General features: G+C 60.7%; 28 protein-coding genes. 12 read left to right on the top strand and 16 right to left on the bottom strand.

Annotated elements, in window-relative coordinates:
• Positions 1–205: 205 nt before the first annotated feature.
• The 3 genes from RDL77_RS18130 to RDL77_RS18120 are packed head-to-tail and all read left to right on the top strand — an operon-like array spanning position 206 to position 1,797.
• Positions 206–655, top strand: coding sequence for a DNA polymerase III subunit chi (locus tag RDL77_RS18130; protein WP_105735768.1), 450 nt, complete (start codon positions 206–208; stop codon positions 653–655).
• Positions 656–658: 3 nt separating this feature from the next.
• Positions 659–1,249: a hypothetical protein gene (locus RDL77_RS18125; RefSeq protein WP_288194093.1), complete on the top strand. Its 591-nt coding sequence runs from the start codon at positions 659–661 to the stop codon at positions 1,247–1,249.
• 2 nt (positions 1,250–1,251) lie between these two features.
• A complete protein-coding gene (locus tag RDL77_RS18120) occupies positions 1,252–1,797 on the top strand; it encodes a GNAT family N-acetyltransferase (protein WP_223611232.1) in 546 nt (181 codons plus the stop codon).
• Here the strand turns inward: RDL77_RS18120 and RDL77_RS18115 are convergent.
• Positions 1,776–2,411 carry a metalloregulator ArsR/SmtB family transcription factor gene (locus RDL77_RS18115; RefSeq protein ID WP_288194091.1) on the bottom strand — a complete coding sequence of 212 codons (636 nt, stop codon included), beginning with the start codon at positions 2,409–2,411 and terminating at the stop codon, positions 1,776–1,778. The two genes, RDL77_RS18120 and RDL77_RS18115, sit on opposite strands and share 22 nt — an antisense overlap.
• A gap of 118 nt (positions 2,412–2,529) precedes the next feature.
• On the opposite strand from RDL77_RS18115, the gene RDL77_RS18110 reads away from it, so the two are divergent.
• On the top strand, positions 2,530–3,957 hold the full coding sequence (locus RDL77_RS18110; RefSeq protein WP_288194090.1) for an MFS transporter: 1,428 nt from the start codon (positions 2,530–2,532) through the stop codon (positions 3,955–3,957).
• Between the two features lie 291 nt (positions 3,958–4,248).
• Here RDL77_RS18110 and RDL77_RS18105 read toward each other — a convergent pair whose 3' ends face one another.
• A complete protein-coding gene (locus tag RDL77_RS18105; RefSeq protein ID WP_288194089.1) occupies positions 4,249–4,539 on the bottom strand; it encodes a GIY-YIG nuclease family protein in 291 nt (96 codons plus the stop codon).
• Between the two features lie 237 nt (positions 4,540–4,776).
• Positions 4,777–6,675 (bottom strand): ABC-F family ATP-binding cassette domain-containing protein, encoded by a 1,899-nt coding sequence (locus tag RDL77_RS18100; RefSeq protein ID WP_288194088.1) that lies wholly within the window; start codon positions 6,673–6,675, stop codon positions 4,777–4,779.
• Positions 6,676–6,891: 216 nt separating this feature from the next.
• On the opposite strand from RDL77_RS18100, the gene RDL77_RS18095 reads away from it, so the two are divergent.
• Both RDL77_RS18095 and ndk read left to right on the top strand, forming a co-directional pair.
• Entirely contained in the window at positions 6,892–7,584 is a 693-nt protein-coding gene (locus tag RDL77_RS18095; RefSeq protein WP_288194087.1) for a glutathione S-transferase family protein, read from the top strand.
• Between the two features lie 247 nt (positions 7,585–7,831).
• Positions 7,832–8,254, top strand: a complete 423-nt coding sequence (ndk, locus tag RDL77_RS18090) for a nucleoside-diphosphate kinase (RefSeq protein ID WP_077114036.1) — start codon at positions 7,832–7,834, stop codon at positions 8,252–8,254.
• 66 nt (positions 8,255–8,320) lie between these two features.
• On the opposite strand, the gene RDL77_RS18085 is transcribed toward ndk, so the two are convergent.
• The 6 genes from RDL77_RS18085 to RDL77_RS18060 form a co-directional block, all read right to left on the bottom strand.
• Positions 8,321–8,752, bottom strand: a complete 432-nt coding sequence (locus RDL77_RS18085) for an META domain-containing protein (RefSeq protein WP_288194082.1) — start codon at positions 8,750–8,752, stop codon at positions 8,321–8,323.
• Entirely contained in the window at positions 8,749–9,228 is a 480-nt protein-coding gene (locus RDL77_RS18080; RefSeq protein WP_288194081.1) for a molybdenum cofactor biosynthesis protein MoaE, read from the bottom strand. The genes RDL77_RS18085 and RDL77_RS18080 overlap by 4 nt, the downstream gene beginning before the upstream one ends.
• A gap of 4 nt (positions 9,229–9,232) precedes the next feature.
• A complete protein-coding gene (gene moaD / locus RDL77_RS18075) occupies positions 9,233–9,490 on the bottom strand; it encodes a molybdopterin converting factor subunit 1 (RefSeq protein ID WP_288194079.1) in 258 nt (85 codons plus the stop codon).
• A gap of 4 nt (positions 9,491–9,494) precedes the next feature.
• Entirely contained in the window at positions 9,495–10,079 is a 585-nt protein-coding gene (gene pgsA, locus RDL77_RS18070; RefSeq protein WP_223611225.1) for a CDP-diacylglycerol--glycerol-3-phosphate 3-phosphatidyltransferase, read from the bottom strand.
• A gap of 111 nt (positions 10,080–10,190) precedes the next feature.
• Complete coding sequence (uvrC, locus tag RDL77_RS18065; protein WP_374042748.1) at positions 10,191–12,299, bottom strand: excinuclease ABC subunit UvrC; 2,109 nt, start codon at positions 12,297–12,299, stop codon at positions 10,191–10,193.
• Positions 12,296–13,060, bottom strand: coding sequence for an SDR family oxidoreductase (locus RDL77_RS18060; RefSeq protein WP_223611224.1), 765 nt, complete (start codon positions 13,058–13,060; stop codon positions 12,296–12,298). The genes uvrC and RDL77_RS18060 overlap by 4 nt, the downstream gene beginning before the upstream one ends.
• Positions 13,061–13,572: 512 nt before the next feature.
• On the opposite strand from RDL77_RS18060, the gene RDL77_RS18055 reads away from it, so the two are divergent.
• On the top strand, positions 13,573–14,214 hold the full coding sequence (locus RDL77_RS18055; protein WP_223611223.1) for an outer membrane protein: 642 nt from the start codon (positions 13,573–13,575) through the stop codon (positions 14,212–14,214).
• A gap of 63 nt (positions 14,215–14,277) precedes the next feature.
• On the opposite strand, the gene RDL77_RS18050 is transcribed toward RDL77_RS18055, so the two are convergent.
• The 4 genes from RDL77_RS18050 to RDL77_RS18035 all read right to left on the bottom strand — a co-directional run bounded on the left by RDL77_RS18050 (position 14,278) and on the right by RDL77_RS18035 (position 17,238).
• Positions 14,278–14,874, bottom strand: coding sequence for a glutathione S-transferase (locus tag RDL77_RS18050; RefSeq protein ID WP_223611222.1), 597 nt, complete (start codon positions 14,872–14,874; stop codon positions 14,278–14,280).
• 230 nt (positions 14,875–15,104) lie between these two features.
• A complete protein-coding gene (locus RDL77_RS18045) occupies positions 15,105–15,854 on the bottom strand; it encodes a ribonuclease (protein ID WP_288194077.1) in 750 nt (249 codons plus the stop codon).
• A gap of 13 nt (positions 15,855–15,867) precedes the next feature.
• Entirely contained in the window at positions 15,868–16,317 is a 450-nt protein-coding gene (locus tag RDL77_RS18040) for a hypothetical protein (RefSeq protein WP_288194076.1), read from the bottom strand.
• Positions 16,318–16,377: 60 nt separating this feature from the next.
• Positions 16,378–17,238, bottom strand: a complete 861-nt coding sequence (locus tag RDL77_RS18035; RefSeq protein ID WP_288194074.1) for a 23S rRNA (adenine(2030)-N(6))-methyltransferase RlmJ — start codon at positions 17,236–17,238, stop codon at positions 16,378–16,380.
• Between the two features lie 82 nt (positions 17,239–17,320).
• On the opposite strand from RDL77_RS18035, the gene RDL77_RS18030 reads away from it, so the two are divergent.
• The gene (locus RDL77_RS18030; protein ID WP_288194073.1) at positions 17,321–17,851 is read left to right on the top strand and encodes an NADPH-dependent FMN reductase; all 531 of its coding nucleotides are present in this window, start codon (positions 17,321–17,323) and stop codon (positions 17,849–17,851) included.
• Between the two features lie 102 nt (positions 17,852–17,953).
• The gene (locus RDL77_RS18025) at positions 17,954–18,796 is read left to right on the top strand and encodes an EamA family transporter (protein WP_288194072.1); all 843 of its coding nucleotides are present in this window, start codon (positions 17,954–17,956) and stop codon (positions 18,794–18,796) included.
• Between the two features lie 3 nt (positions 18,797–18,799).
• Here the strand turns inward: RDL77_RS18025 and RDL77_RS18020 are convergent, their stop codons facing one another.
• Positions 18,800–19,447, bottom strand: a complete 648-nt coding sequence (locus RDL77_RS18020) for a glutathione S-transferase family protein (protein ID WP_223611216.1) — start codon at positions 19,445–19,447, stop codon at positions 18,800–18,802.
• A 159-nt stretch (positions 19,448–19,606) separates the two neighbouring features.
• On the opposite strand from RDL77_RS18020, the gene RDL77_RS18015 reads away from it, so the two are divergent.
• From RDL77_RS18015 to RDL77_RS18005, 3 genes are all read left to right on the top strand, one after another.
• Positions 19,607–21,718, top strand: coding sequence for a molybdopterin-dependent oxidoreductase (locus RDL77_RS18015; RefSeq protein WP_288194070.1), 2,112 nt, complete (start codon positions 19,607–19,609; stop codon positions 21,716–21,718).
• 81 nt (positions 21,719–21,799) lie between these two features.
• Positions 21,800–22,105, top strand: coding sequence for a type II toxin-antitoxin system RelE/ParE family toxin (locus RDL77_RS18010; RefSeq protein ID WP_288194068.1), 306 nt, complete (start codon positions 21,800–21,802; stop codon positions 22,103–22,105).
• Positions 22,102–22,407 (top strand): addiction module antidote protein, encoded by a 306-nt coding sequence (locus tag RDL77_RS18005; RefSeq protein ID WP_288194067.1) that lies wholly within the window; start codon positions 22,102–22,104, stop codon positions 22,405–22,407. The genes RDL77_RS18010 and RDL77_RS18005 overlap by 4 nt, the downstream gene beginning before the upstream one ends.
• Positions 22,408–22,424: 17 nt before the next feature.
• Here the strand turns inward: RDL77_RS18005 and purN are convergent, their stop codons facing one another.
• Positions 22,425–23,048: a phosphoribosylglycinamide formyltransferase gene (purN, locus tag RDL77_RS18000; RefSeq protein ID WP_288194066.1), complete on the bottom strand. Its 624-nt coding sequence runs from the start codon at positions 23,046–23,048 to the stop codon at positions 22,425–22,427.
• A partial coding sequence (gene purM, locus RDL77_RS17995; protein ID WP_288194064.1) for a phosphoribosylformylglycinamidine cyclo-ligase occupies positions 23,045–23,658 on the bottom strand: 614 nt, incomplete at its 5' end. The genes purM and purN, both read right to left, overlap by 4 nt.

Genomic DNA, 23,658 nt, shown 5'->3' with positions numbered 1-23,658 from the left:
CGTGGTTCGACAAGCTCACCATGAGGGAGGGCGTGGATTGCGGGGAGCCTTGTTCCGCGACGCTCGCGATTGGCATTGCAACCAAACCACATCCCTCATGGTGAGCTTGTCGAACCACGCACCACGAGACACCCACTCTTTGACGAATCGGTCAAGGACTGCTTGAACGAAGTGACACTGGCGCGTTTTTGAGCCAAGAGAGACAATGACCGAAATCCTCTTCTACCACCTGACTGAATCGACACTGGAAAACGCGCTTCCGGGTCTGGTCGAGCGCTCGCTGAGCCGCCAGTGGAAGGTGGTCATCCAGACCGGATCGCAGGAGCGGCGCGACAGTCTCGACAATCATCTGTGGACCTGGTCGGATGCGTCCTTTCTGGCCCATGCCACGGATCAGGAGCCGCACCCGGAGGAGCAGCCGGTCATACTGACCACAGGCGAGGGCAATCCGAACGGGGCCACGGTGCGCTTTCTGGTGGATGGCGCGGTTCCGGCGCATGTCGAAGCCTATGAACGGCTGGTGCTGATGTTCGACGGGCACGACCAGATGCAGCTCGAACAGGCGCGAGAGCAGTGGAAGCAGTTGAAGGCCGGGGGGCACACGCTGACCTATTGGCAGCAGAATGCCGAGGGGCGCTGGGAAAAGAAGGCCTGAGAGATGCGCAAGCTGCTGCTGTTGCTCCTGCTCGCCGGTGTGGCGCTTGGAATTGGCTATCCCTGGTACGCCTATAATTTTTCCGGCAGCGATCTGGGGTCGTGGCGGGTGTTTGACCGGCCCGGCCCCTACAAGCCCGTGACGGTTTCGCTGAAGGCCAGCGATGGCCCGGTGCGAATCTTTGCCGACATGCAGCCGCTGCGCAGTTTCATTCCGGCCGAAGGGCGCACCGCCCTGACCTCGGTCGTATCGCGGGACGGCCGGGACGTGCTGGTCAAGACGCTTTCCTATGTCAATGCGCAGGCCGCCAACCGGGGATCGCCGCAGGGGCCGCGTTTCTATCGCGACCGGATCGGCGATATCGATCCCGTGGTATCGGGTGATTATACCATCAGGATCGGACCCGGCGATGCCGATGGCCTCGAAGTGGCGCAGGTGGATATCGTCCTGCGCAAAGGGGCGGTGAGCACCGACAAGCGCTTCGTTCCGGCTGGCCTGACCATGATCGCCGCCAGCATTTTCGGCCTGATCCGCCTGGGACGCCGCAAGGCCAACCCCAACAGCACGCCGCCAGCGCCCAAATGGGGACGATGATCGTGTCGCCGAGCAATGCCTGCCCGACACTGCTAACGCCGCGCCTGCGCCTGCGTCCGTTCGAAAGCCGCGATGAAGCCGGGCTGCACGCCTGCCTCGCGAACGAAACGCTGACGCAGTATTGGGGCTTCACCGCCTGCACGACGATGGAAGAAACGCGGCGATGCCTGCGCATCCTGGCAAAGACCACATCCCCCTACGATTCGATGGCCTGGGCGGTGGCCGACAGGACCACGGACGAGTGCATCGGCATGGTGAACTATCATCACCGCGAGGTCAGCAATCACCGGCTTGAAATCGGCTACATCCTGCGCCGCGAGTGGCACGGGCAGGGGCTGATGAGCGAGGCGGTCAAGACCCTGATGGATTACTGCGTGGCCCATCTGAAGGCGCATCGCATCACGGCGATCATCCATCCCGACAACACCGCTTCGATCCGGCTGGCCAAACGGCTCGGCTTTCAATGCGAGGGCGGGCCGATGCGCGATTATTGGCGCGTCGGGAAAGGCTATATGAGCCCGATGCTCTACAGCTTCATTGCCAGCTGAGGGCTGTCGCCCGGCCTTTCCGTGATCCGGTAGGCGCAGCGCCGGGCGCCCTTCAATATATGCTCGAAGCGCCTGATCTCGACATCGGGACCGAGCGCCGCCTGAAACACATCGAGCTCCGACCGGCACAGTTTCTGGCATGCCCTGGCGGCCACGCAGATCGGGCAGTGGTTTTCCACCAGAACCAGCGCACCCGCCGCATCCCGTGTGGTTTCCGCCATGTACCCTTCGGCGGAGCGTATTTCCGCCAGACGCTGCACCCGTTGCTCGAGGGAGCCCGCGTCGGCGAGTTCCGTGCGATAGTGGTCGAGCGTGGCGGCTTCGCGGTGCGCGATCAGCTTGTCGAGCCCCGCATCGCCAAACACGGCTGACACGGACGCCAGGATATCGGCCGTCAGCGCCGCATGATTGTCGGGAAACTGCCCGTTGCCTTCCTCGGTCAGGTGCCAGAAGCGTTTCGGGCGGCCAACGGTCTCGCGGCTGTCTTCAAAGGCGACGAGGCCATCCTCATGCAGCCGCCCAAGCATCTGCCGCACCGCGACGGAGGTAATGCCGAGACGATCCGCCAGGGACGCGGCGGTCTGCGCGCCGGCGACTTTCAGGGAATAGAGCATGCGATTTGTCGTTCGATCCTGCATATCGGCAATGTAACAAAATTCTTTTTAAAAAGCGATTGCTTATTTTATTAAGCGGAATATAAAAACATAAAACTTATTTAATTGAGGTGACGCCATGCAAGACCCCGACGATACAGCCAGCGATGCCCGTTGGTCCGAGCTGCTGACCCCGCAGTTTTCCGCCGCAACCACGACGCTTTGCCTCGGCGTGGCGCTGTTTGCCTTCAACGGGTTTCTCGTTTCCACCTCCCTGCCGACGGCGGTGCGCGAGATCGGCGGGCTGAAGCTGATTTCCTGGGCCTTCACGCTCTATCTCGTCCTGTCCATTGTCGGCGGTGCCAGCGGCGCGCTGCTGAAGGGCAGGCTCGGCCCGCGCCGGGCGCTGGTCGGCGCTGCCATCGTCTTTCTCGCGGGCACGCTGATCGCCGCCTTTGCCTCGTCGATGACGGAAGTGCTTGTCGGCCGCGCCCTGCAGGGGCTGGGCGAGGGCGTGATCGCCGCCATCTGCTATGCCCTCATTCCCGACCTGTTCCCGTCGCGCCTGGTGGCAAAAGTGTTTGGCGCCGAAGCCGTCGTCTGGGCCATTGCGGCCTTTGGCGGTCCGTTGGTTGCCGGGCTTTTGACGGAAACTGTATCCTGGCGCGCGGCATTTCTGGTCAATGTTCCCATGGCGTTCATTTTCATTGCGCTGGTGTTCCGCATCGTGCCGCGTTCGGCGGCCGAAGCCGCACCGCTGTCCGTGCCTTTCCTGCGGCTGGGCGCGATTGGCGGCGGCATCATGCTGGTGGCGCTTGCCGGCATCATGCAGACTCTGACGCTGGAAGTCCTGTGTGTCACCGGCGCTGCGGCCGTTCTTGTTGCCGTCGTTGCGGTTGACCGCCGCAGCCGCACGCCGCTGTTCCCGTCCGATGCCTTTGCCCTGACGTCGACGGTTGGCATCGGCCTGTGGATCGTGCTGCTGATGCCCGTCGCCCAGGCGTCCACCTCGGTCTATCTCGTCATGACCCTGCAGAGTCTCTGGGGTTATGGCCCGACCATGGCCGGTGCGTTCAGTGCCAGCTTTGCCGTGGCGTGGAGCACCATTGCCATTCTGGTGGCCAATGTGCAGGACCCGCGCCGCCGGTCGCGGATGATCCGGCTCGGACCGGTACTGCTGGTGACGGGACTTGCGGTGCTCGTGCTCGGTTTTTCCGCCGATCTGCCGGGTGTGGTTCTGGTCGGCCAGATGAGCATCGGCGCCGGGTTCGGGGTCAGCTGGGGCTTCCTGAGTCAGAGCGTGATGGAATCGGCGCGCGACGGCGAGCGTGACCGGGCCTCGGCCCTGCTGCCGACCCTGCAATCCGCCGGTTATGCCATCGGTGCTGCGGTGGCCGGTCTGGTCGCCAATGCCGCCGGCTATCCCCAGGCAACAAGCCCCGAAGCCTTGCGCGACGCGACGATGATCATCTTTGCGGTCTCGACGATGATCGGTCTTGCCGCCATGATCGCCGGTTTCGCCCTGCCGTTGCGCAGGAAGACGGTGTTCGCGGCTGATCTGCCGTAGCGGCACGAAAAAGCCCGCCCTGACGAGGGGCGGGCGACAGTTCCGGACGATCCGGAAAATCCAGGAGAGGGGAGGATTTCGACCTGCAAATCCCCTCTCTTGCGATTTTTGCCGTTGGTGAGAAGGGGTGATGGTGCGTGGTTCGTGGTTCGACAAGCTCACCATGAGGGAGGTGGTTTGGTTGTAAAGCTAGTCACAGGCGTTGCAGAATATGGCTCCTTGCAGCCCACCCACCTCCCTCATGGTGAGCTTGTCGAACCACGCACAATGGCAATGCAATCTCTTAGATTCTCAAATTTTGCTATGGTTCTTTGAAAGTTGTGGCAAGCGCTCGTATTCCAACGCAATAAGGGCCTGTTTCTTTACGCGCGACCAACCTTTGATTTGCCGCTCCCGTGCTATGGCATCAAGGATACGGTCATAAGTCTCAGTAAAGACGAGTTGGACCGGGCGGCGATATTTTGTGTATCCATCGCAAATGCCCGCATTGTGCTCCCAAACGCGCGCTTCAATCTCCTGTTTTGTCAGTCCCGTATAATAGAATCCATCCGAGCACAGCAGAATATAGACCGTGACCTCCATGCCAGCCTCTCAACATTTGAGGCAGAATGCTAGAAGACCGGGTCACGGCAGACAATTCAACAAGAGTTGCATATAGCTCGTGCGTGGTTCGTGGTTCGACAAGCTCACCATGAGGGAGGTGGTTTGGTTGTAAAGCTAGTCACAGGCGTTGCAGAATATGGCTCCTTGCAGCCCACCCAGATCCCTCATGGTGAGCTTGTCGAACCACGAACCACGCACTGAGGGGTAACGCTCCCGTTACAGATCGGCCATCGCCTCTTCATATTCGGTCGACAGCGTCAGCCATTCCTCTTCCGCCCGGGCGAGCGAGGATTTGGCATAGCCGATTTCCTTGCCGATCTGCGTCGCCTTGGCCGGCTCGCGGCTGTAGATGACCGGATCGGCCAGCTGGTCCTGCAGGGTCTCGATCTTCTTCTGGAAGCGCTGCACCATGGCATCGGCTTCCTGGATCTTCTTCTGCAGCGGCTTCAGCGCTTCGCGCTTCTGCGCCGACAGCTTGCGCTGCTCGGCCTTGCTCAGCTTCTGTCCGTCATCGACGTTGATCTTGCTGTTGCCGGAGCGCTCGGCCTTGGCATCGGCCAGAACCAGCGAACGATAGGCGTCGAGATCGCCGTCATAGGGCGCAACCGCACCGTCACGCACCAGCCAGAGCCGGTCCATGGTGGCTTCGATCAGATGCCTGTCGTGCGCAATCAGGATGACGGCGCCGTCGAAATCGTTGAGCGCATGCATCAGCGCTTCACGGCTGTCGATATCCAGATGGTTGGTCGGCTCGTCCAGGATGAGCAGGTTCGGCCCCTGGAAGGTTGAAAGACCCATCAAAAGACGCGCCTTTTCACCGCCGGAAAGGTCCTTTGCCGCCGTGTTCATCTTCACCGTGGCCAGGCCCATCTGCGAGACGCGGGCCCGCACCTTGGATTCCGGCGCATCGGGCATCAGCTTGCGCACATGCTCGATGGCATTGTCCTCGGGCACCAGATCATCGAGCTGGTGCTGGGCAAAGAAGGAAATCTTCAGGTTCGGCGCCACCGTCATCCGGCCGCTCTGCAGCGCGAGACGTCCGCTGATCAGCTTGGCCAGTGTCGACTTGCCGTTGCCGTTCGAACCCAGCAGCGCAATACGGTCATCCGCATCGATACGCAGGTTGAGATGCTTGAGCACCGGCTTGCCCGGTGTGTAGCCGACTTCACCGCTTTCAACGGCGATGATCGGCGATGCCACGACCTTTTCCGGCTCGGGAAAATGGAACGGCGCCACATGGTCTTCGATCACCGACGAAATCGGCTTCAGCTTCTGCAGCGCCTTCAGGCGGGACTGTGCCTGCTTGGCCTTGGACGCCTTGGCGCGGAAACGCTCGACGAAGGCCTCCATATGTTTGCGGTGCGCTTCCTGCTTGGTGCGCTGCTTCTGCTGCAGCTCCAGCGCCTCGCTGCGCAGGCGCTCGAACTGGTCGTAATTGCCCTGCCACAGCGTCAGCTTGGTCTGGTCGAGATGAATGATCGAATTGACGGCTGAGTTGAGAAGGTCGCGGTCATGGCTGATCAGGATGACCGTGTGCGGATAGCGGCGGACATAATCCTCCAGCCACAGCGTGCCTTCCAGATCGAGATAGTTGGTCGGCTCGTCCAGCAGCAGAAGGTCCGGCTCGGCGAAGAGCACGGCCGCCAGCGCCACGCGCATGCGCCAGCCGCCGGAGAAGGATGAGGCCGGGCGCTTCTGCGCTTCGGAATCGAAGCCGAGGCCGGAGAGGATCGCACCGGCGCGCGCTTCGGCCGAATGCGCGTCGATATCGACCAGGCGAATGTGGATTTCGGCGATGCGGTGCGGGTCCGTGGCGGTTTCGGCCTCCGCGAGAAGGGCGGTGCGCTCCTGGTCGGCGGCCAGCACGATCTCGAGCAGGGAATCTTCCGTTCCCGGCGCTTCCTGCGCCACCTGGCCGATGCGGATGTTCTTGGGCAGGAAGAAATCGCCGGTTTCCGCCGGCATCTCGCCGGTGATCACCTTGAACAGGGTGGATTTGCCCGCGCCATTGCGCCCGACCAGACCCGCCTTCGTGCCCGACGGCAGGTTGAGGTTGGCGTGATCGATCAGCAGGCGTCCGGCCATACGCACGGATATGTCGTTGAGAATAAGCATGGCCGCGCTTTTGCACGGGAAATGCGCTTTTCGCAAGCCGTGCATGCAGCAGATATCGCCCGATTGCGCGGGAAAGTGGGGTTAGGCGATATCTGTGTCCGATTGGGCACGTTCGAACGGAGCGGCGGGCATGCGAAAATACTGTTGCAGCAAATTGACTTTCTGCCGAAATGCGTCAGTCTTGCTGCCATAATATCCAAACAGAGGCGCCTTTCCATGGGAATCATTCTGCACGAACTCGTCGGTACGGATCTGAACAGGCCATTCAGCCCGCATTGCTGGAAAACCGTGATGTCGCTGGCCCATAAGGGCCTGCCGTTCAACCGCAATCGCGTGTCGTTCAAGGGAATTCCGGCGCTCGAAGGCGCGTTCTCGCCAAAGGTGCCCATCATCCGCGATGGCGACAAGCGGGTGGCGGATTCCTTCGAGATCGCCCTGTATCTGGAAGACACCTATCCCGACCGGCCGTCGCTGTTCAAGGGCGAGGGTGGCCGGGCCATGGCCCGCTTCGTCGAGGGCTGGTCGCAGATGACGCTGCATCCCTATCTGAATCTCGTCATCCTCATGCCGGTGCACGATATTCTTGATGCGCCGAACCAGGCCTATTTCCGCGAAAGCCGCGAGAAAATCTTCGGCCGTCCGCTGGAGGAGGTGGCTGCCGAACGTGACGCCAGGCACGACGCCTTCACCAAGAGCCTCGAACCCCTGCGCAAGATGCTGCTGTCGCAGCCGTTCATCGGCGGCGAGGGCCCGCTGTTCAGCGATTACATCGTGTTCGGCGCGTTCCAGTGGGTGCGGGTGCTGACGCCGTTCAAGCTGCTGGATGAGAAGGATCCGGTGCATGACTGGTTCGAGCGCTGCCTCGATCTGCATGGCGGCATTGCCCGCGAGATCAGCGCTGCTGCATAGGTCTGCAATTTGGGCATCAGGGTTGTGCGTGGTTCGACAGGCTCACCATGAGGGAGATTGAGGATTGCAGGGAGCCATATTCTGCAACATCTGAGATGAGCTTTGCAATCAAACCACCGCCCTCATGGTGAGCCTGTCGAACCACGCACCATGCCATTGCCTGTTTCTCGGCACAGCCCCTTGGCAAAGGGGCTGCCTGACGCTATAGAGCCGCCATCCAATTCCCCTAACGACAAGGTTTTATTCCATGGCGATTGAACGCACTTTCTCGATGATCAAGCCCGACGCGACGCGCCGCAACCTGACCGGTGCCATCACACAGAAGCTGGAAGAGGCTGGTCTTCGTGTTGTTGCTTCCAAGCGCGTCTGGATGAGCCGCCGCGAAGCCGAAGGCTTCTACGCCGTTCACAAGGAACGTCCTTTCTTCGGCGAACTCGTTGAGTTCATGTCCTCCGCACCGACCATCGTCCAGGTTCTGGAAGGCGAAAACGCCATTGCCCGCAACCGCGAAGTCATGGGCGCCACCAACCCGGCCAATGCCGATGAAGGCACCATCCGCAAGACATTCGCCCTGTCGATCGGCGAAAACTCGGTTCACGGTTCCGATGCGCCTGAGACAGCCGCTGAAGAAATCGCCTACTGGTTCTCCGGTACGGAAGTCGTCGGCTGATTGTTTCAGCTGAGACAGCAAGAAGCCGGGATTTTCCCGGCTTTTTTGTTTTAAAGGGCCGTGAATTCAGTCCTGCCGCGCCAGTTGCGCAATGGTTTTGCCCGATGCATCGCGCAAGGTGAGTTTGCCGCCGACGACCGAAAAGGAACGGGTGCGTTCCAGCGCCGCAAAGAACTTGTGTTCCTGATCCATCAGGGCAGGCGGGCAGAGTTTGCGCGTTGCCGCCGCCGGCTTGAATGTGAGCTTGCGGCCTTTGACCACAGCCTTGCTCATGAAGCGGTTGCAGCCGCCGGAACCGCTCACCGCACCGTCACGGCCGATCAGCAGGGTTGTCTGGGCGAAGTCGATGACGCCGCCGCCATTGATGTCTTCCGCCAGCCAGGACACATTAGTAATGACCGGCACGCGGCTTTCGCTGTGTGCCTTGAACGACAGGCCGAACAGCGCGATCACGCCGATGAAGCCGATAATGAGCGAGAGAATGGCAAGCCGTCTCATTCCTTTGCCTCGTGCCAGCGCTTGAGCGCCGCCGCATCGGTCGATTTGGCCTCGACCCAGCCGCTCGCCGCACCGCTGGCAAGGTGTTCCTTCTTCCAGAAGGGGGCGGCATTCTTCAGATAATCCATCAGGAAGGCGGCAGCGTCAAAGGCGGCGCGGCGATGGGCGGAGGCAGCCACGACCAGCACGATGTTCTCGCCCGGCCGGATCATGCCATAGCGGTGGATGACCGTGAGCCCCGTCAGCGGCCAGCGGCCGAGCGCTTCGCCGGCAATGCGGGTGATTTCGCGGGCGGCCATTTCGGGGTAATGCTCGATTTCAAGCGCCTGGAGCGTCCCGGCTTCATCCCGGCACAGCCCGCTGAAGGTGACGACGGCGCCAATGTCATGGCGTCCCGATGTCAGGCGGGCAATTTCAGCGGCCGTATCGAAATCGTCGCTCTGGATGGCGACGCGCGGTCTGATCGCGCCGGACATGGCTTCAGCCGCCGGTCATGGGCGGGAACAGGGCAATCTCATGCGCGCCGCCAATCGGCGTCTTGTGGTCGACATGTTCCTGGTTGATGGCCACGCGGATGACGTCCTGATATTCCAGCGCCGCCTCATATTCCTCGCCGCGGGTTTTGAGATGGCTCAGGAGATCGCCGACGGTCACGATGGAGGGCGAAAGTTCGATGATCTCCTCGCCCTTGCCGATCCGTTCGCGCACCCAGGCAAAATAAACAAGTTTTACGCTCATGAGCCTAGTCTACCACATGTTTGAGGCCGGCGCGGAAATAGTCCCAGCCGGTATAGAGTGTCACGAGGGCCGCCACCCACAACAGGGCGATGCCGAACTGCGTGGTATGCGGCACGATCTTGTCGCCGGCGGGTCCCGCCAAAAGGATGGCCACGGCAAACATCTGGATCGTCGTCTTCCATTTCGCCAGCTGGCTCACCGGCACGCTGACCTTCAGTTCCGCCAGATATTCGCGCAAGCCCGAAACGAGAATTTCGCGGCACAGGATGATGATCGCCGCCCACAGCGTCCAGCCGGCAATGGTTCCGTCTGCCGCCAGCAGCAAAAGGCAGGCCGATACCAGCAGTTTGTCGGCTATCGGATCGAGCATGCGGCCGATGGTCGAGGTCTGTTTCCAGATGCGTGCGAGATAACCGTCGAAGAAGTCGGTGATGCTGGCAATGGCGAAAATCGCCAGCGCGCCCCAGCGCGCCGCATCGCTGGATTGCAGGCTGCCTTCAAGGAAAAAGCACAGCACGACCAGCGGCACCGCAAGAATGCGCCCATAGGTCAACAGGTTCGGCAAGGAGTAGGCGTTGTTCTTGGGCATATTTCCAACCAATCAAATCAGTGCCGATCAAACGGGCTTGTCCGCCAAACGTCAAGCTCATCATTCCGGAGTCGGGCGCAATTGTGTCCCGATTTCAATAAGTAAACCAAACTAGGTGCGAAAATGATCGCGAATGGTGATGGCCATTGCTTCCGATATCCCGTCCACCTTCATCAGATCCTCGACAGCAGCCTGCGATACAGCTTTAGCCGTGCCAAACTGATGAAGCAGTGCACGTTTGCGTGAAGGGCCGATCCCGGCGATCTCATCCAGCGGATTCTTGACCATTTCCTTCTTGCGCTTGGCGCGGTGCGTGCCGATGGCAAAGCGGTGCGCCTCGTCACGCAGCCGCTGCAGGAAATAAAGGACGGGATCGCGCGGCGGCAGGGTGAAGGACTGCTTGCCCTCCATGAAAAACCGCTCGCGCCCGGCATCGCGGTCCACGCCCTTGGCAACGCCGATGGCCGTCACCTTGTCGGCAATCCCCATCTCCTGCAGAATGCCGCGCACCGCGCTCATCTGGCCCTGACCGCCGTCGATCAGGATGATGTCAGGCCATGCGGGGAAGGCATCGGACTCCTCGTCGAATTCATCGATCTCCTCATCCGCCGGTGCATCCGGCATGTCCTTGTTTTCCGGCGTGCCGTGTTCCTTGACGAGGCGGCTGAACCGGCGCTCGATCACTTCGCGCATCATGCCGAAATCGTCGCCCGGTGTGATCTCCGTCGAGCGGATATTGAACTTGCGGTACTGGTTTTTGACAAAACCCTCCGGCCCCGCGACGATCATGCCGCCGATGGCATTGGTGCCCATGATGTGGGAGTTGTCATAGACCTCGATGCGGCGCGGTGTTTTTTCCAGACCGAAGGTTTCGGCGACCCCCTTGAGCAGGCGCGATTGCGACGAGGTTTCGGCAAGCTGGCGGCCAAGCGCCTCGCGGGCATTGCTGAGCGCGTGTTCGACAAGATCCTTCTTCTCGCCGCGCTGCGGCACGGTGATCGTCACCTTGCGGTCGGATTTCGCCGTCAGGGCGACGCCGAGCAGCTCCTGATCCTCGACCGTTTCCGACAGCATGATCAGCGAGGGGCAGGGTTTGTCGTCGTAGAACTGCGCCAGAAAGGCGCCGAGCACCTCGGCGCTCGACAGCGACGAATCGGCCTTGGGATAATAGGCGCGGTTGCCCCAGTTCTGGCCGGTGCGGAAGAAGAACACCTGAATGCAGGTGGTACCGCCGTCCTGGTAGATGGCAAAGACATCGGCCTCTTCAACCGATTGCGGGTTGATGCCGGAATGCGACTGGACGTGGGAGAGAGCAGACAGGCGGTCGCGATAGACCGCCGCGCGCTCGAAATCGAGTTCGGCGGAGGCTTCGCGCATGGCATCGGACAGATGGGTTTTTACCGCCTGGCTCTTGCCGGACAGAAACGCCTTGGTCTCGGTGACCAGCTCGTCATAATCCGCTTCGCTGATTTCACCGGTGCAGGGACCGGAGCAGCGCTTGATCTGGTAGAGCAGGCAGGGGCGTGTGCGGTTTTCGTAGAACGAATCGGTGCAGGTGCGCAGCAGGAAGGCGCGTTGCAGCGCGTTGATCGTGCGCCCGACAGCACCCGCCGAGGCAAAGGGGCCGAAATAATCGCCCTTCGAGGAGCGGGCGCCGCGATGCTTGAAAATGCCGGGTGCCAGCCGCCGGTCGGTCTGCTTGGGCGCCGTCAGCAGGATATAGGGAAACGACTTGTCGTCCCGCATCAGAACATTAAAGCGCGGGCGCAAGCGCTTGATGAGATTCGCTTCCAGCAGCAGCGCTTCGGTCTCGGTGCGGGTGACGACGAATTCCATTTTCATGGTTTCGCGGATCATGCGGGCGATGCGGTTGTTGTGGCCCTGGCCGCGCGCATAGTTGGAAACGCGCTTCTTCAGGTTGCGGGCCTTGCCCACATAGAGCACATCGCCGTCCCCATTGAACATGCGGTAGACACCGGGCTTGTTGGGCAGCCGCTTGACCAGTTCGCCGATGACATCGGCACCGCTCGTTCCATCGCTTTCGACGCTGGAATCCCATTCGATCGCATTGATCAGCGCGGCGACGTCACGGATCGGCTCGCTGTTTTCCTCGGCGAGCGGACCGTCATCATCCAGCATCACATCGGTATCCTCCGCGTTCCCGTCGGGGGAAAGCGGCGGGGCCGGGTCGATTGCCGGATGATTGCGTGCGTTGGTCATTCTGCCATTCCCGTGACATCCGGCGTCTCCCACGCCAGATGCTGCCCGCCATCCAGGGCAATCATTTGCCCGGTGATGGAGCGCGTCTGCCAGAGATAGCGGATCGTGTTGCCGAATTCTGCCAGATCGGGCCCGTGTTTCAACAGCAGGCCGTCAACTTGTTGTTCAAAATCGATTCTCTCCTGACGTTCGCCCTGCATGGTCGGGCCCGGACCGATGGCATTGACCCGGATATGCGGGGCCAGCGCCTGCGCCATGGTCTGGGTCGCGGCCCACAATGCGGCTTTCGACAGGGTGTAGGAGGTGAATTTGGGCGTGAGCCGCCACACGCGCTGGTCGATAATATTGACAATGAGGCCGTTCTCCCCGTCGGGAAGCGCCGATTTCATCGCATCCGCCAGCAGGACCGGGGCCTTCACATGCACGGCGAAATGCCTGTCCCAGACGTGGTCGTCGAAATTGCCGAACCCGTCGTCATGAAAGATCGACGCATTGTTGACAAGAATTTCCACCGGACCGAGCGCATCCTCGGCGCTGCCGATCAGGCCGCGAACCGCGTCGCCGTCGGTCAGATCCGCCTGGACCACCGCCGCGGTGCCGCCGGCCGCCTCTACTGCACGCAGCAGGGCCTGGCCCTCTTCGAGCGAATGATTGCAATGAATAGCCACAGCAAAACCGTTGGCGGCAAGATTCTCTACAATCGCCTTACCAACGCGCCTTGCGCCGCCTGTGACAAGGGCAACGGTCTTATCTCTGTGCAAATGGCTCTCCCAGTCCTGCGATTCATGCTCGAATATTGGCCTGAATATAGGGAGGATATCGGCAAAGCGCGAGGGTTTGGCGGCATCTGCACTGACAAATGAGAAATTCCAGTTGTTCATCTCATTCAGGCATTTTCGCCAGATGAAGGTGCGTATAGCCACGAAAACCGACTGAAAAATGCAAGCATAATGCAGAGTTTAAGTATCGGTTAAGTATACTATATTGAAACTGACGGATTGCGGACTTTTCAATAAAATTTTCTCAAATATTTCGTAAAATCTATTTTGTCGTACTATTTTTACATCGTTGAAATCATTGACTAATTCAAAATGTTGCATAATGAACACATCGCATTTCTGCCATTTTCTCGACAGTTTCTTTTCACAGTCTGGCGCGAGTGCCGCCACAATGAGAAGCGAATGTTCCTCTCGTTCAGCGGACGCAAATTTTGGTTTATCCCCCCGACCAAGTGCCCGCTCCGTGTAGAAGAGTTTAAAAAAAGGAGATTGCCATGCGCACTCTTAAGACAATGATCCTCGCTTCGGCGGCTGTGCTGACGCTCTCCGCCCCAGTTCTCGCTGCTGACGTCATCACCGAACAGGCTCCTGCGCCTGAAGCTGCGTACCAGGCGCCCCAGGCCGATTGGTCCGGTGCATACCTCGGTGTTTACGGCGGTTATGGCTGGAACAAGAACAAGACCAGTGTTGGCAAGCTCGATGCCGACGGCCTGAAGGGTGGCGCTTACGGCGGCTACAACCTGCAGAACGGCCAGTTCGTATACGGTGCTGAAGGCGACATCGGCTACTCCGGTGCCAAGGAAAACAACTTCGGCTACAAGGCCAAGCAGGGCGTAGAAGGTTCTATCCGTGCCCGTGCCGGTATCGCTCTTGATCCGGTCCTGCTCTACGGTACAGGCGGTGTTGCCATTACCGACAGCAAGCTGTCCGGTCCTCTGGGCAGCGAAAGCAAGACGCACGTCGGCTGGACAGCCGGTGCCGGTGCGGAAGCCAAGATCACCCAGAACATCGTTGGTCGCGTTGAATATCGCTACACCGACTTTGGCAAGAAGGACTATGATCTGGGCGGCATCGACAGCGTATCGAACAAGATCACCACGAACGAAGTTCGCGTTGGTGTTGGCTACAAGTTCTAATCTGGACTTGACCTCCAGAAAAAGCCGGGCAGGAAACTGCCCGGCTTTTTTGTTGTTCCGGATTCACTTCGGCAGAAGCGCCGCAAGCTCGGGATGCAGTTCTTCGAACCGCTTCTGCCAGCGCTTGAGTTTCGAACGGCCCTTTTCCCATTTGCCTTCGAACCGCAGGGTCGCATAGGCGAGGGCGGCGGCCAGCGCGATATGGCCGCCATGCAGCTTCTTGCCGAGGCGCGGCGGCGCCGCATTGAGATAGTCGAGCACGCGGATCGCCTTGGCCCACTGCCAGTCGAGCCACGGCTGATGGATTTTTTCTTCTGGGTGAAAACGCCGCTCATAGACATGGGCAAGCAGCACATCGCACAGGCCGTCCGCAACGGATTCCAGCTGTTCCGCCTCCAGCCGCTTTTCGGCATTGCGCGGGAAAATCTTGTTGCCCGACACGCGGTTGAAATACTGGGTGATGACGCGGCTGTCGTAGAGCGCCTTGCCATCGTCGAGAATGAGTGTCGGAATCTTGCCGAGCGGATTGGCGTTGATCAGTTCGGCCGGGGCCGAATTGGTGTCCACGAGGACACTTTCAATCGGAATGCCGGCATAATGGGCAGCCATGCGCACCTTGGTGCTGTAGGGCGAGGCGGGGGAATACAGAACTTTCGTCACGATGACGCTCCTCGGTTGACGATTCGATGGCGAACGGTAAACGCCCGGCGGGTTTTCGCAAAGCGGTCAAAATTGTGCGTGGTTCGACAAGCTCACCATGAGGGAGGTGGTTTGGCTGCAGGACTCATCACAAACGTTGCAGAATAGTGCTCCCTGCAATCCCCAGTTTCCCCTCATGGTGAGCTTGTCGAACCACGCACGACAAATCATGCAGTGCAGGAATGGATGTTCTACCGCGTTCCCGGCATGTCGACGGAGCGTCTGCGGCAGGAGGAGCGGTCAACCTCCGGACAGCTGCGGAACTGCAGGTCCTTGGTCAGGCAGACGCGCACCTCACGCAGGTATGTGCTGTCGCAGGTGACGGAGACCGCATCCCGCGTCATTCCCGGATTGGCCGCGACAAAGGCCTGTTCGACAAGCTGCGGATTGACGGGCGCCCGCTGGGTGGGCTGGCTGTAGGCGGACGGGATGGCAACGCGCGATACCGCCTGCCGCATCACGGAAAAATAGTCTTTCTGCGTCAATCCGGTGCAGGTGCCGTGCTTGCGCCATTCATAGGTGACGAGCCCGGCGGACGGCATGATGTCGGAGATCTGCCTGGCCTGGCTGAACGGCACGTCGCGCGGCTCGTCGGTGGTGCAGTCCTGCGGATAGCCCTGCTCATATTGCGGCCAGAGCCCGTGCACGACGAAGCCGTAGGGGCGCCCGGTCGAGCATTGCTGCCGGTTGGCATTCGAGCCCTCGGCGGCGCAATAGCTGGGCGACCAGGACAATGCGAGAACGTAGAAATCAAAACCGCTGCCCGCCGGCACGGGTGCGGCGGGCGCGCCGGTTGTCTGGCGTTCGCCCGTTGCCACGGCCTCGGGTGTTTGCGAGGGAACAAGACTTTCGCGCGGCTGCTGCTCACGCAGATAGGTCAGTACCGACACGCCGAGAAGCGCTGCAAACAGGGCGTAGCGCGCCAGGCTGCCGAGCTGCATCAGCGGTCACGGATCATTTCAGGCTGCGGCAGCTGCCATTGTAAACGTTCCAGCGGTCGAACCCGGCCACGCAGAACTCGACATTGTTGCCGATGGAAGCGTAACCCAAGCCGTCTTCGACCACGTACCAGACCGGACGCTGCCTGCCATCGGAGAGATGGGCGGTCGCCTGGCAATAATAGCGCGGGACGGCGGACATTTCCGGATTGCGGCTCGGCTCATAGCGCTGCTGATGAACGTCGCTGAAATCCTGGATCGCCACCTGCTGCAGGCCCGGAACGTGATGCACCTGATAGGAGAACCGGTTGACGATGCGATTGAGGACGCCGGATTTGCCGCAGGTATCGTCATAGGTCTGGCTGGGCGCGCGTTGCAGGTAATCGGCGGAAAACGCCGGAACGGCGGACGAAATTGCCAGTGCAGCGCCAAGGGTCGTGGCGAGAAGGGTGGAAACGCGTGCCATAGGGGTCACTCTCCATGAGGTATCGATTTGCGACCAATGTCGGACAGCCGGTGCGCGCGGTCAAGCACCAACTTGCTCGCCGCGGATCCAATCGACGGTGAAACCGGCATTCTGCCCGTCACTGAGGACTTTTGACAACGCCGGGAAAACGCTGCGCAGCTCGCCCTCCAGCGTGAAAGGCGGATTGACGATGATCATGCCGGTGCCATCCAGCCGCGGTTCCGGCGAGGGCGCTCGAATCATCAGCTCCGCGCGCAGGATTTTGGGAATGCCGGTATCGTGCAGGAGGGAGGCGAAACGCTTGACCTCCTGCCGGTCCTTGACCGGATACCAGAAGGCATAGGTGCCGCCGGCAAAACGCCGGTGCGCCTTGACCAGGCCTTCCGCCAGACGGTCGAATTCGCCGCCGATTTCAAACGGCGGGTCGACGAGGATGAGGCCGCGCTTTTCCTTGGGCGGCAGGTGGGCGCCCAGTGCCAGCCAGCCGTCCAGCTGTGTCACGCGCACCTGCACGTCGCCTTCGAACAGCTCGGCAAGGAGCCGGGCATCGTCCGGATGCAGTTCGAGTGCCGACAGCCGGTCCTGTTTGCGCAGCAAGTGCCGCACGATCAGCGGCGAGCCGGGATAGTGGCGGATGGCGCCCTCGGGGTTTTCGGCGCGGGCAATATCCAGATAGGGCTGAATGAGAGCGGCGACATCCGGAGCCAGTGTGGCCTCGAGCAGTCGGCCGATGCCGCTCTGCCATTCGCCAGTCTTGCCCGCTTCCGTTCCCTTCAGATCATAGCGGCCGATACCCGCATGGGTATCGATGACGCGAAAGCCATGGTCCTTGCGCTGCATATAGAGCACAATCCGCGTCAGGATAATGTGTTTGACGACATCGGCGAAATTGCCGGCGTGATAGGCGTGACGGTAGTTCATGGCCCTGCTTGTTTCACGATGTTGGTGCTATCGCAAGCATCTCGCTATGCTGATTGTCAAATTGATTCCCGAAGGTCTTCCAATGACAAAACTTCTCGCCATGTCCGGCAGCCTGCGCGCCGTTTCCATGAACAAGTCGGTGCTGGAGGCCTGCAGTCAATTGGTGCCCGCCGGTGTCAGCGTGTCGCTTTATGCGGGGCTCGCGGGGTTGCCGCCGTTCAATCCCGATCTCGACGGCGACAACCCGCCCCAGAAGATTGTGGCGTTGCGCAAGCAGGTCGGTGCGGCGGATGGTCTGATCATTTCCTGCCCGGAATATGCCCATGGCATTCCCGGCAGCTTCAAGAACATGCTGGATTGGCTCGTGTCGTGCATCGAATTCCCGGGAAAGCCGGTGCTTCTGATCAATATTTCGCCGCACTCGGAGCGTATCACGCCGCTTCTCATGGAAGTCCTGATGACGATGTCGGCGCATGTGGTCACGAGTGCGTCGCTCACCCTGCCGCTCAAGGGCAAGAAGCTGGACGCGGACGGCATCGCCAAAAGCGCGGAATTCGGTGCGCCGCTGCGCGCGGGTCTTGCCAGTTTTGTCGACGGCATCAATGCCGTTTAGAACTTCTAACGTTAAAGATGAGATTATCGAATTTGCCTTATGACCCAAATGTGTCATTGAGCGCGGAGAGCACGCGCATTTCGGGCGTGCCGGGGTCTGATCATGTCCGGAACGGTTGTTCTCGTTGTCCTGTTTGCGGCTTTCCTGCACGCAAGCTGGAATGCTGTCGTCAAATCCGAGGGCGATAAATTCCTCAACACCGTCGTGGTCGTGACTTCGGCGGGGGTGATCGCCATGGTTTGCCTGCCATTCCTGCCAGTACCGGCGCGCGAGAGCTGGCCGTTTCTGGCGGCATCGGGCGTGGTCCAGCTCATCTATCTCGCGCTTGTCGCGGCGGCCTACCGCAGCGGCGACATGAGCCAGGCCTATCCCATCATGCGCGGCACGGCGCCGCTGTTCGTCGCCATTGCCAGCGGTCCGCTGGTCGGCGAGTTCCTGTCTGCGCAGAAATGGTCGGGCATTGCCCTGATCTGCTGCGGCGTGCTGGTGCTGGCGCTGGAGGCGCGGCGGCGGGCAGGGGCCAACCGCGCCACGACGGTCTTTGCTTTGATCAATGCTTTGGTCATTGCCACCTATACCCTGATCGACGGCATCGGCGTCCGGCATTCCGGCGCACCGGCGGCCTATACGATGTGGGTTTTCACCCTCAACGCCATTCCCCTGTTTCTCTGGACCGTGGTGACCCGCAAGGGCGACCTCTGGCCGCATTTCCTCAAGCGGACGCGGCTGGCCACGGTCGGCGGCGTCGGCACGCTCGGCTCCTACGGTCTTGCCCTGTGGGCGATGACCATGGCCCCGGTCGCAGCCGTTGCCGCCTTGCGCGAAACGTCGATCCTGTTTGCCGTCGCCATCTCCGCCCTGGTTCTCAAGGAGAATGTCGGCGCCAAGCGCCTGATCGCCGTGGCGCTGATCGCCGCAGGCGCCGCCGTGATGCGTCTCGCCTGACGCCTATTTCGGCACCATGTCGAAATAGGGCTTTGCCTCTTCCAGGGCGCGGGCAAAGGATGGCCGGTTCATCAGGCGATCGCGATAAGCGGTCAGCACGGGATATCCTTCGCCGATCGGCACGGCCATGTCGCCATAGAAAAGCGCGGGGGAAGCGGCGCAGTCCGCCATCGTATAGGTGTTGCCTGCCGCCCACGTCCGGCCTTTGAGACGGTCCTCGAGCACATCATAGGCGGTTCGCAGCTTCTGTCTGGCATGTTCAACGCCCAGCGCATCGTTCTGGCCCGCGGGACGCAGCCTGTCGGTGACGACCTTCTGCATCGGCACTTGCACGTGCAGATCGAAGAAGCGGTCGTAGAAGCGTGTTTCCAGTGCCGGCTCCCGCTCGGAGGGTAAAAGCGGCGTCCTGCCGGGAAAATGCTCGGCGAGATATTCGATGATGATGCTGGATTCAGGAACGGTCTGGCCCCTGGCTTCATCGCGCAAGACCGGAAACTGCCGGATCGGCCACATCTTGCGGAATTCGGCACTTGCCTCTTCGTTCATGAAATCGACCATGCAGGGCTCGAAGGGCGTGTCGTTCTCGTACAGTGCGGTGAGCACTTTCATGCAGAACGACGATAGCGGGTGAAAATACAGTTTCAGTGACATTTCGGGCCTCCCATGCAAAGCTTGACCAGTATTCAATACTAAAGTGATTACTTAAGTATCAAGTCCGCTCGCCAGCGTCAAGCGTGGTCGCGACATTTTGCGTCTGCAGCCGCTATCCAGCCCATTCCGGCGGCGCGAAAACTGCGCTATGGATAGGCCATGAACAAAGCTGTCATTCTCCGCACGGGCCATTCGGCCTGTCCTCACGATTGCCCTTCGACCTGCGCGCTGGATGTCGAAGTGCTCGATTCCGGCCAGATCGGACGCGTGCGCGGCGCCAAGGACAACACCTATACGGCCGGTGTCATCTGCGCCAAGGTTGCCCGCTATGCCGAGCGCATCCACCATCCCGACCGGCTGCTGAAGCCGCTTGTCCGCGGCGGTTCCAAAGGCGAGGGCGTGTGGAAAGAGGCAAGCTGGGATGCGGCGCTTGATCTTGTTGCCGAGCGCTTCCTCAAGGCCGAAGCGGAATACGGCTCGCAAAGCATCTGGCCTTACATCTATGCCGGTACGATGGGGCTGGTGCAGCGCGATTCCATGCACCGCCTGCGGCACGCCAAGAAATATTCCAACCAGTTCGACAGTTTTTGCACCAACATGGCCTGGACGGGCTTCTTCGCCGGGACCGGCAAGCTTGGCGGCGTTGACCCGCGCGAAATGGCCAAGTCCGATTGCGTGGTGATCTGGGGCACCAATGCGGCGGCAACGCAGGTCAATGTGATGACCCATGCGGTGCGTGCCCGCAAGGAGCGCGGTGCCAAGATTGTTGCCATCGACATCTATGAAAACGCCACCGTGCGGCAGGCGGATCTCGGCCTCGTGCTGAAGCCGGGAACCGACGGGGCGCTGGCTTGCGCCGTCATGCACGTGCTGTTCCGCGATGGTCTTGCCGATTGGGATTATCTCAACGCCTATACGGACGATCCGAAGGGGCTGGAAGCGCACCTTGCCGACCGCACGCCGCAATGGGCGGCGGCGCTGACCGGCCTGACGGTCGCGGAGATCGAAGCGTTCGCCCGTCTGGTCGGCACGACAAAGAAGACGTTCTTCCGGCTTGGCTACGGCTTCACCCGCCAGCGCAATGGCGCGGTCAACATGCATGCGGCCCTGTCCATTGCGGCCGTCACCGGCGCGTGGAAACATGAAGGCGGCGGGGCGTTCCACTCCAACTCCGGCATTTTCCGCATGGACAAGCGGGAAATCGAAGGGCAGGCCTTCAAGGATTCCTCCGTTCGCCATATCGACCAGTCCAAAATCGGTCTGGCGCTGAATGGCGACAAGGATACGCTCTATGGCGGGCCGCCCGTCATGGCGATGCTGATCCAGAACACCAATCCCGCCAATGTCGCGCCGCAGCAGCGCCTGATCAAGCAGGGCATGCTGCGCGAGGACCTGTTCATGGTCGTGCACGAACAGTTCATGACCGACACGGCAAAGCTGGCCGACGTGGTGCTGCCGGCCACCATGTTCATGGAACATGACGATATCTATCGCGGCGGCGGCCAGCAGCACATCGTGCTCGGCCCCAAGCTGATCGACGGTCCGGGCGAAACGCGGCCCAATCTCTACGTCATCAACGAACTGGCAAAACGCCTCGGTGTCGGCGACCTGCCGGGTTTTGATCTCGATGCCCGGACGCTGATCGACCATATGATGGCGGCGAGCAATCTGCCGGGCTATGACGTGCTGAAGGAAATCCGCTGGCTCGATGTACAGCCGGACTATGAAACCGCGCATTACGAGAAGGGTTTCAACTGGCCCGACGGCAAATTCCGCTTCAAGCCGGATTGGACCGGCAGCCCGTCGCCGAACCGTCCGCCGCAGTCCATGGGCACGCAGGGACCGTTCGCGACTCTGCCGCAGTGGCCGGATTATTGGGAAGCCATCGAAGTCGCGGATGCAAAACATCCGTTCCGGCTGGGCACGTCACCGGCGCATAATTTCCTCAACTCGACCTTTGCCGAAACACCGACGTCGATGCTGAAAGAGGGCCGCCCGGAACTGCTGATCCATCCCGACGATGCAGCGGCGCTCGGCATCGAGGAGGGCATGCGTGTCGAAATCGGCAATGAGCGCGGCGAGGTGGTGGTGCATGCCCGCCTGAATGCCGGTCTCAAGCGCGGCGTCGTGATCTCGGAAGGTCTGTTCCGCAATTCGGCATTCGAACGCGGCGAGGGCATCAACGTGCTGACGGGCTCGGATGCGTCGGCGCCCTATGGCGGCGCAGCCTTCCACGACAGCAAGGTTTGGGTTCGCCCGGCAATGAATTGATTTTATTGATATTTTTGACTGTTTTTTGAATCTGCAATTTTGAATATCTATACATTTTGACAACTATGGTTTACAAGACTGATGAAGAACTTTCTGGAAACAGAGGTGTTCACCGCGTGGCTTGACAAATTGCGGGATGGCCGTGCGCGCGTGCGAATAGTGGAAAGATTGCGCCGGTTCTCCGGCGGTAACCCCGGCGACGTCAAAGCCGTGGGTGAAGGTGTGAGTGAACTCCGAATTGACTATGGGCCCGGCTATCGAGTCTATTTTTGCGTGTGTGGCGACATCGTCATCATTCTGCTCTGCGGCGGTGACAAAGCCTCGCAAGATCGGGATATCAAAAGAGCAAAAGTATTGGCGCGGGAATTCAAGGAGCGTAGATCATGACCAAGCTGCGGAAATTTGATCCGGTGCGGTATCTCGATTCCGACGACATGATTGAGGAATATCTGCTGGCAGCGTGTGAGGGCGGAGATGCCTCCCATATAGCCCGTGCGCTGGGCGATGTGGCCCGTGCACGGGGTATTGCCGATCTTGCCCGCAAAACCGGGCTTACGCGTCAGGCACTTTACAAAGCCTTGAGCGGTGAGGGCAATCCGGAACTGGCGACGATTACCAAGGTCGCCGACGCACTTGGCCTTCAATTGACCATCGTGCCTGCGACAAAGAACAAGAAAGATGCTGCGTAAGCAGCGGCGTCACGTGATCAATCGCTGAAAACCGTGCGTCCGTCCTGCATGGCAGCCTTGCCTGATGCCACCTGCGCCAGGGCGCGGGCATAGGTCTCGTGTTCCACGGAAAGCACCCGCAATGCAAGACTGTCTGGCGTATCGCCGTTGAGCACCGGCACGGCGGTCTGGGCGATGATCGGACCTTCATCCATGCCCGCCGTGACGAAGTGCACGGTGCAGCCATGCACGCGGACACCGGCTTCAAGCGCCTGTTCATGCGTGTGCAGGCCCTTGAACAGCGGCAGCAGCGACGGGTGGATATTGATCATCCGGCCCTCCCAGGCCTGAACGAACTCCGCCGACATCAGTCGCATGTAACCGGCGAGACAGACGATTTCCGCTCCCGCTGCATGCAGCGCAGCGGAGACGGCGGCCTCATGGGCCTGCTTTGTCGGATAATCGCGATGCGCAATGGCATGGGCCGCAATGCCATGCGCCTTTGCCGTTTCCAGTCCGCCGGCATCAATCTTGTTGGCGATCACGGCGACGATCTCGGCGGGATAGTCAGCCGCCTTGGCTGCTTCAATCAGAGCGGTCATGTTGGAGCCGCGGCCCGAAATCAGGACCGCGACGCGCTTCTTGTGGGCTGCGCTGCTCACAGCGCCAGGTTGCCCTGATAGACAACACCGCTGTCGGCGCGGGCAACCATGGTGCCAAGACGCACGGCATCCTCGCCCTGCGCCTTCAGCGCAGCGAGCACGGCATCGGCATTTTCGGGGGCAACAACGGCGATCATGCCGATACCGCAATTGAACGTGCGCAGCATTTCATCGCGTGCGACGCCGCCAACCTTGGCCAGCCAGGAAAATACCGGCGGCACCGTGATGGCGGAAAGATCGATGCTGGCCGTCAGCTCCTTCGGCAGAACGCGGGGAATATTGTCGGGGAAGCCGCCGCCGGTGATGTGGGCAAGCGCCTTGATCGCATTGGTTTCGCGGATCGCCGCCAGCAGCGGCTTGACATAGATGCGCGTTGGCGTGAGGAGTGCCTGTCCGAGTGATGTGCCCGGTTTGAACGGCGCGTCCGCATCCCAGCCAAGGCCGGAGAGCTCGACAATACGGCGGACCAGCGAAAAACCGTTGGAATGAACGCCCGAGGAGGCAAGGCCGAGAATGACATCGCCTTCGGCCACATCGCCCGACGGCAGCAGCTGGTTGCGTTCGGCGGTCCCAACCGCACAGCCGGCCAGATGGCAATCGCCCTCCCGGT

This window comes from uncultured Phyllobacterium sp., from assembly GCF_902479695.1.
Taxonomy (GTDB): Bacteria; Pseudomonadota; Alphaproteobacteria; order Rhizobiales; family Rhizobiaceae; genus Phyllobacterium; species Phyllobacterium calauticae.
This window is presented reverse-complemented; position numbering and strand designations above follow the sequence as displayed.

What these genes read in the sequence shown, in the direction of transcription:
- RDL77_RS18130 (WP_105735768.1), top strand. Translation starts at nt 206, where the DNA reads ATGACCGAAATCCTCTTCTACCACCTGACTGAATCGACACTGGAAAAC.
- RDL77_RS18125 (WP_288194093.1), top strand. Translation starts at nt 659, where the DNA reads ATGCGCAAGCTGCTGCTGTTGCTCCTGCTCGCCGGTGTGGCGCTTGGA.
- RDL77_RS18115 (WP_288194091.1), bottom strand. Translation starts at nt 2,411, where the DNA reads ATGCTCTATTCCCTGAAAGTCGCCGGCGCGCAGACCGCCGCGTCCCTG.
- RDL77_RS18110 (WP_288194090.1), top strand. Translation starts at nt 2,530, where the DNA reads ATGCAAGACCCCGACGATACAGCCAGCGATGCCCGTTGGTCCGAGCTG.
- RDL77_RS18105 (WP_288194089.1), bottom strand. Translation starts at nt 4,539, where the DNA reads ATGGAGGTCACGGTCTATATTCTGCTGTGCTCGGATGGATTCTATTAT.
- RDL77_RS18100 (WP_288194088.1), bottom strand. Translation starts at nt 6,675, where the DNA reads ATGCTTATTCTCAACGACATATCCGTGCGTATGGCCGGACGCCTGCTG.
- RDL77_RS18095 (WP_288194087.1), top strand. Translation starts at nt 6,892, where the DNA reads ATGGGAATCATTCTGCACGAACTCGTCGGTACGGATCTGAACAGGCCA.
- ndk (WP_077114036.1), top strand. Translation starts at nt 7,832, where the DNA reads ATGGCGATTGAACGCACTTTCTCGATGATCAAGCCCGACGCGACGCGC.
- RDL77_RS18085 (WP_288194082.1), bottom strand. Translation starts at nt 8,752, where the DNA reads ATGAGACGGCTTGCCATTCTCTCGCTCATTATCGGCTTCATCGGCGTG.
- RDL77_RS18080 (WP_288194081.1), bottom strand. Translation starts at nt 9,228, where the DNA reads ATGTCCGGCGCGATCAGACCGCGCGTCGCCATCCAGAGCGACGATTTC.
- moaD (WP_288194079.1), bottom strand. Translation starts at nt 9,490, where the DNA reads ATGAGCGTAAAACTTGTTTATTTTGCCTGGGTGCGCGAACGGATCGGC.
- pgsA (WP_223611225.1), bottom strand. Translation starts at nt 10,079, where the DNA reads ATGCCCAAGAACAACGCCTACTCCTTGCCGAACCTGTTGACCTATGGG.
- uvrC (WP_374042748.1), bottom strand. Translation starts at nt 12,299, where the DNA reads ATGACCAACGCACGCAATCATCCGGCAATCGACCCGGCCCCGCCGCTT.
- RDL77_RS18055 (WP_223611223.1), top strand. Translation starts at nt 13,573, where the DNA reads ATGCGCACTCTTAAGACAATGATCCTCGCTTCGGCGGCTGTGCTGACG.
- RDL77_RS18045 (WP_288194077.1), bottom strand. Translation starts at nt 15,854, where the DNA reads ATGCAGCTCGGCAGCCTGGCGCGCTACGCCCTGTTTGCAGCGCTTCTC.
- RDL77_RS18040 (WP_288194076.1), bottom strand. Translation starts at nt 16,317, where the DNA reads ATGGCACGCGTTTCCACCCTTCTCGCCACGACCCTTGGCGCTGCACTG.
- RDL77_RS18035 (WP_288194074.1), bottom strand. Translation starts at nt 17,238, where the DNA reads ATGAACTACCGTCACGCCTATCACGCCGGCAATTTCGCCGATGTCGTC.
- RDL77_RS18030 (WP_288194073.1), top strand. Translation starts at nt 17,321, where the DNA reads ATGACAAAACTTCTCGCCATGTCCGGCAGCCTGCGCGCCGTTTCCATG.
- RDL77_RS18025 (WP_288194072.1), top strand. Translation starts at nt 17,954, where the DNA reads ATGTCCGGAACGGTTGTTCTCGTTGTCCTGTTTGCGGCTTTCCTGCAC.
- RDL77_RS18020 (WP_223611216.1), bottom strand. Translation starts at nt 19,447, where the DNA reads ATGTCACTGAAACTGTATTTTCACCCGCTATCGTCGTTCTGCATGAAA.
- RDL77_RS18015 (WP_288194070.1), top strand. Translation starts at nt 19,607, where the DNA reads ATGAACAAAGCTGTCATTCTCCGCACGGGCCATTCGGCCTGTCCTCAC.
- RDL77_RS18010 (WP_288194068.1), top strand. Translation starts at nt 21,800, where the DNA reads ATGAAGAACTTTCTGGAAACAGAGGTGTTCACCGCGTGGCTTGACAAA.
- RDL77_RS18005 (WP_288194067.1), top strand. Translation starts at nt 22,102, where the DNA reads ATGACCAAGCTGCGGAAATTTGATCCGGTGCGGTATCTCGATTCCGAC.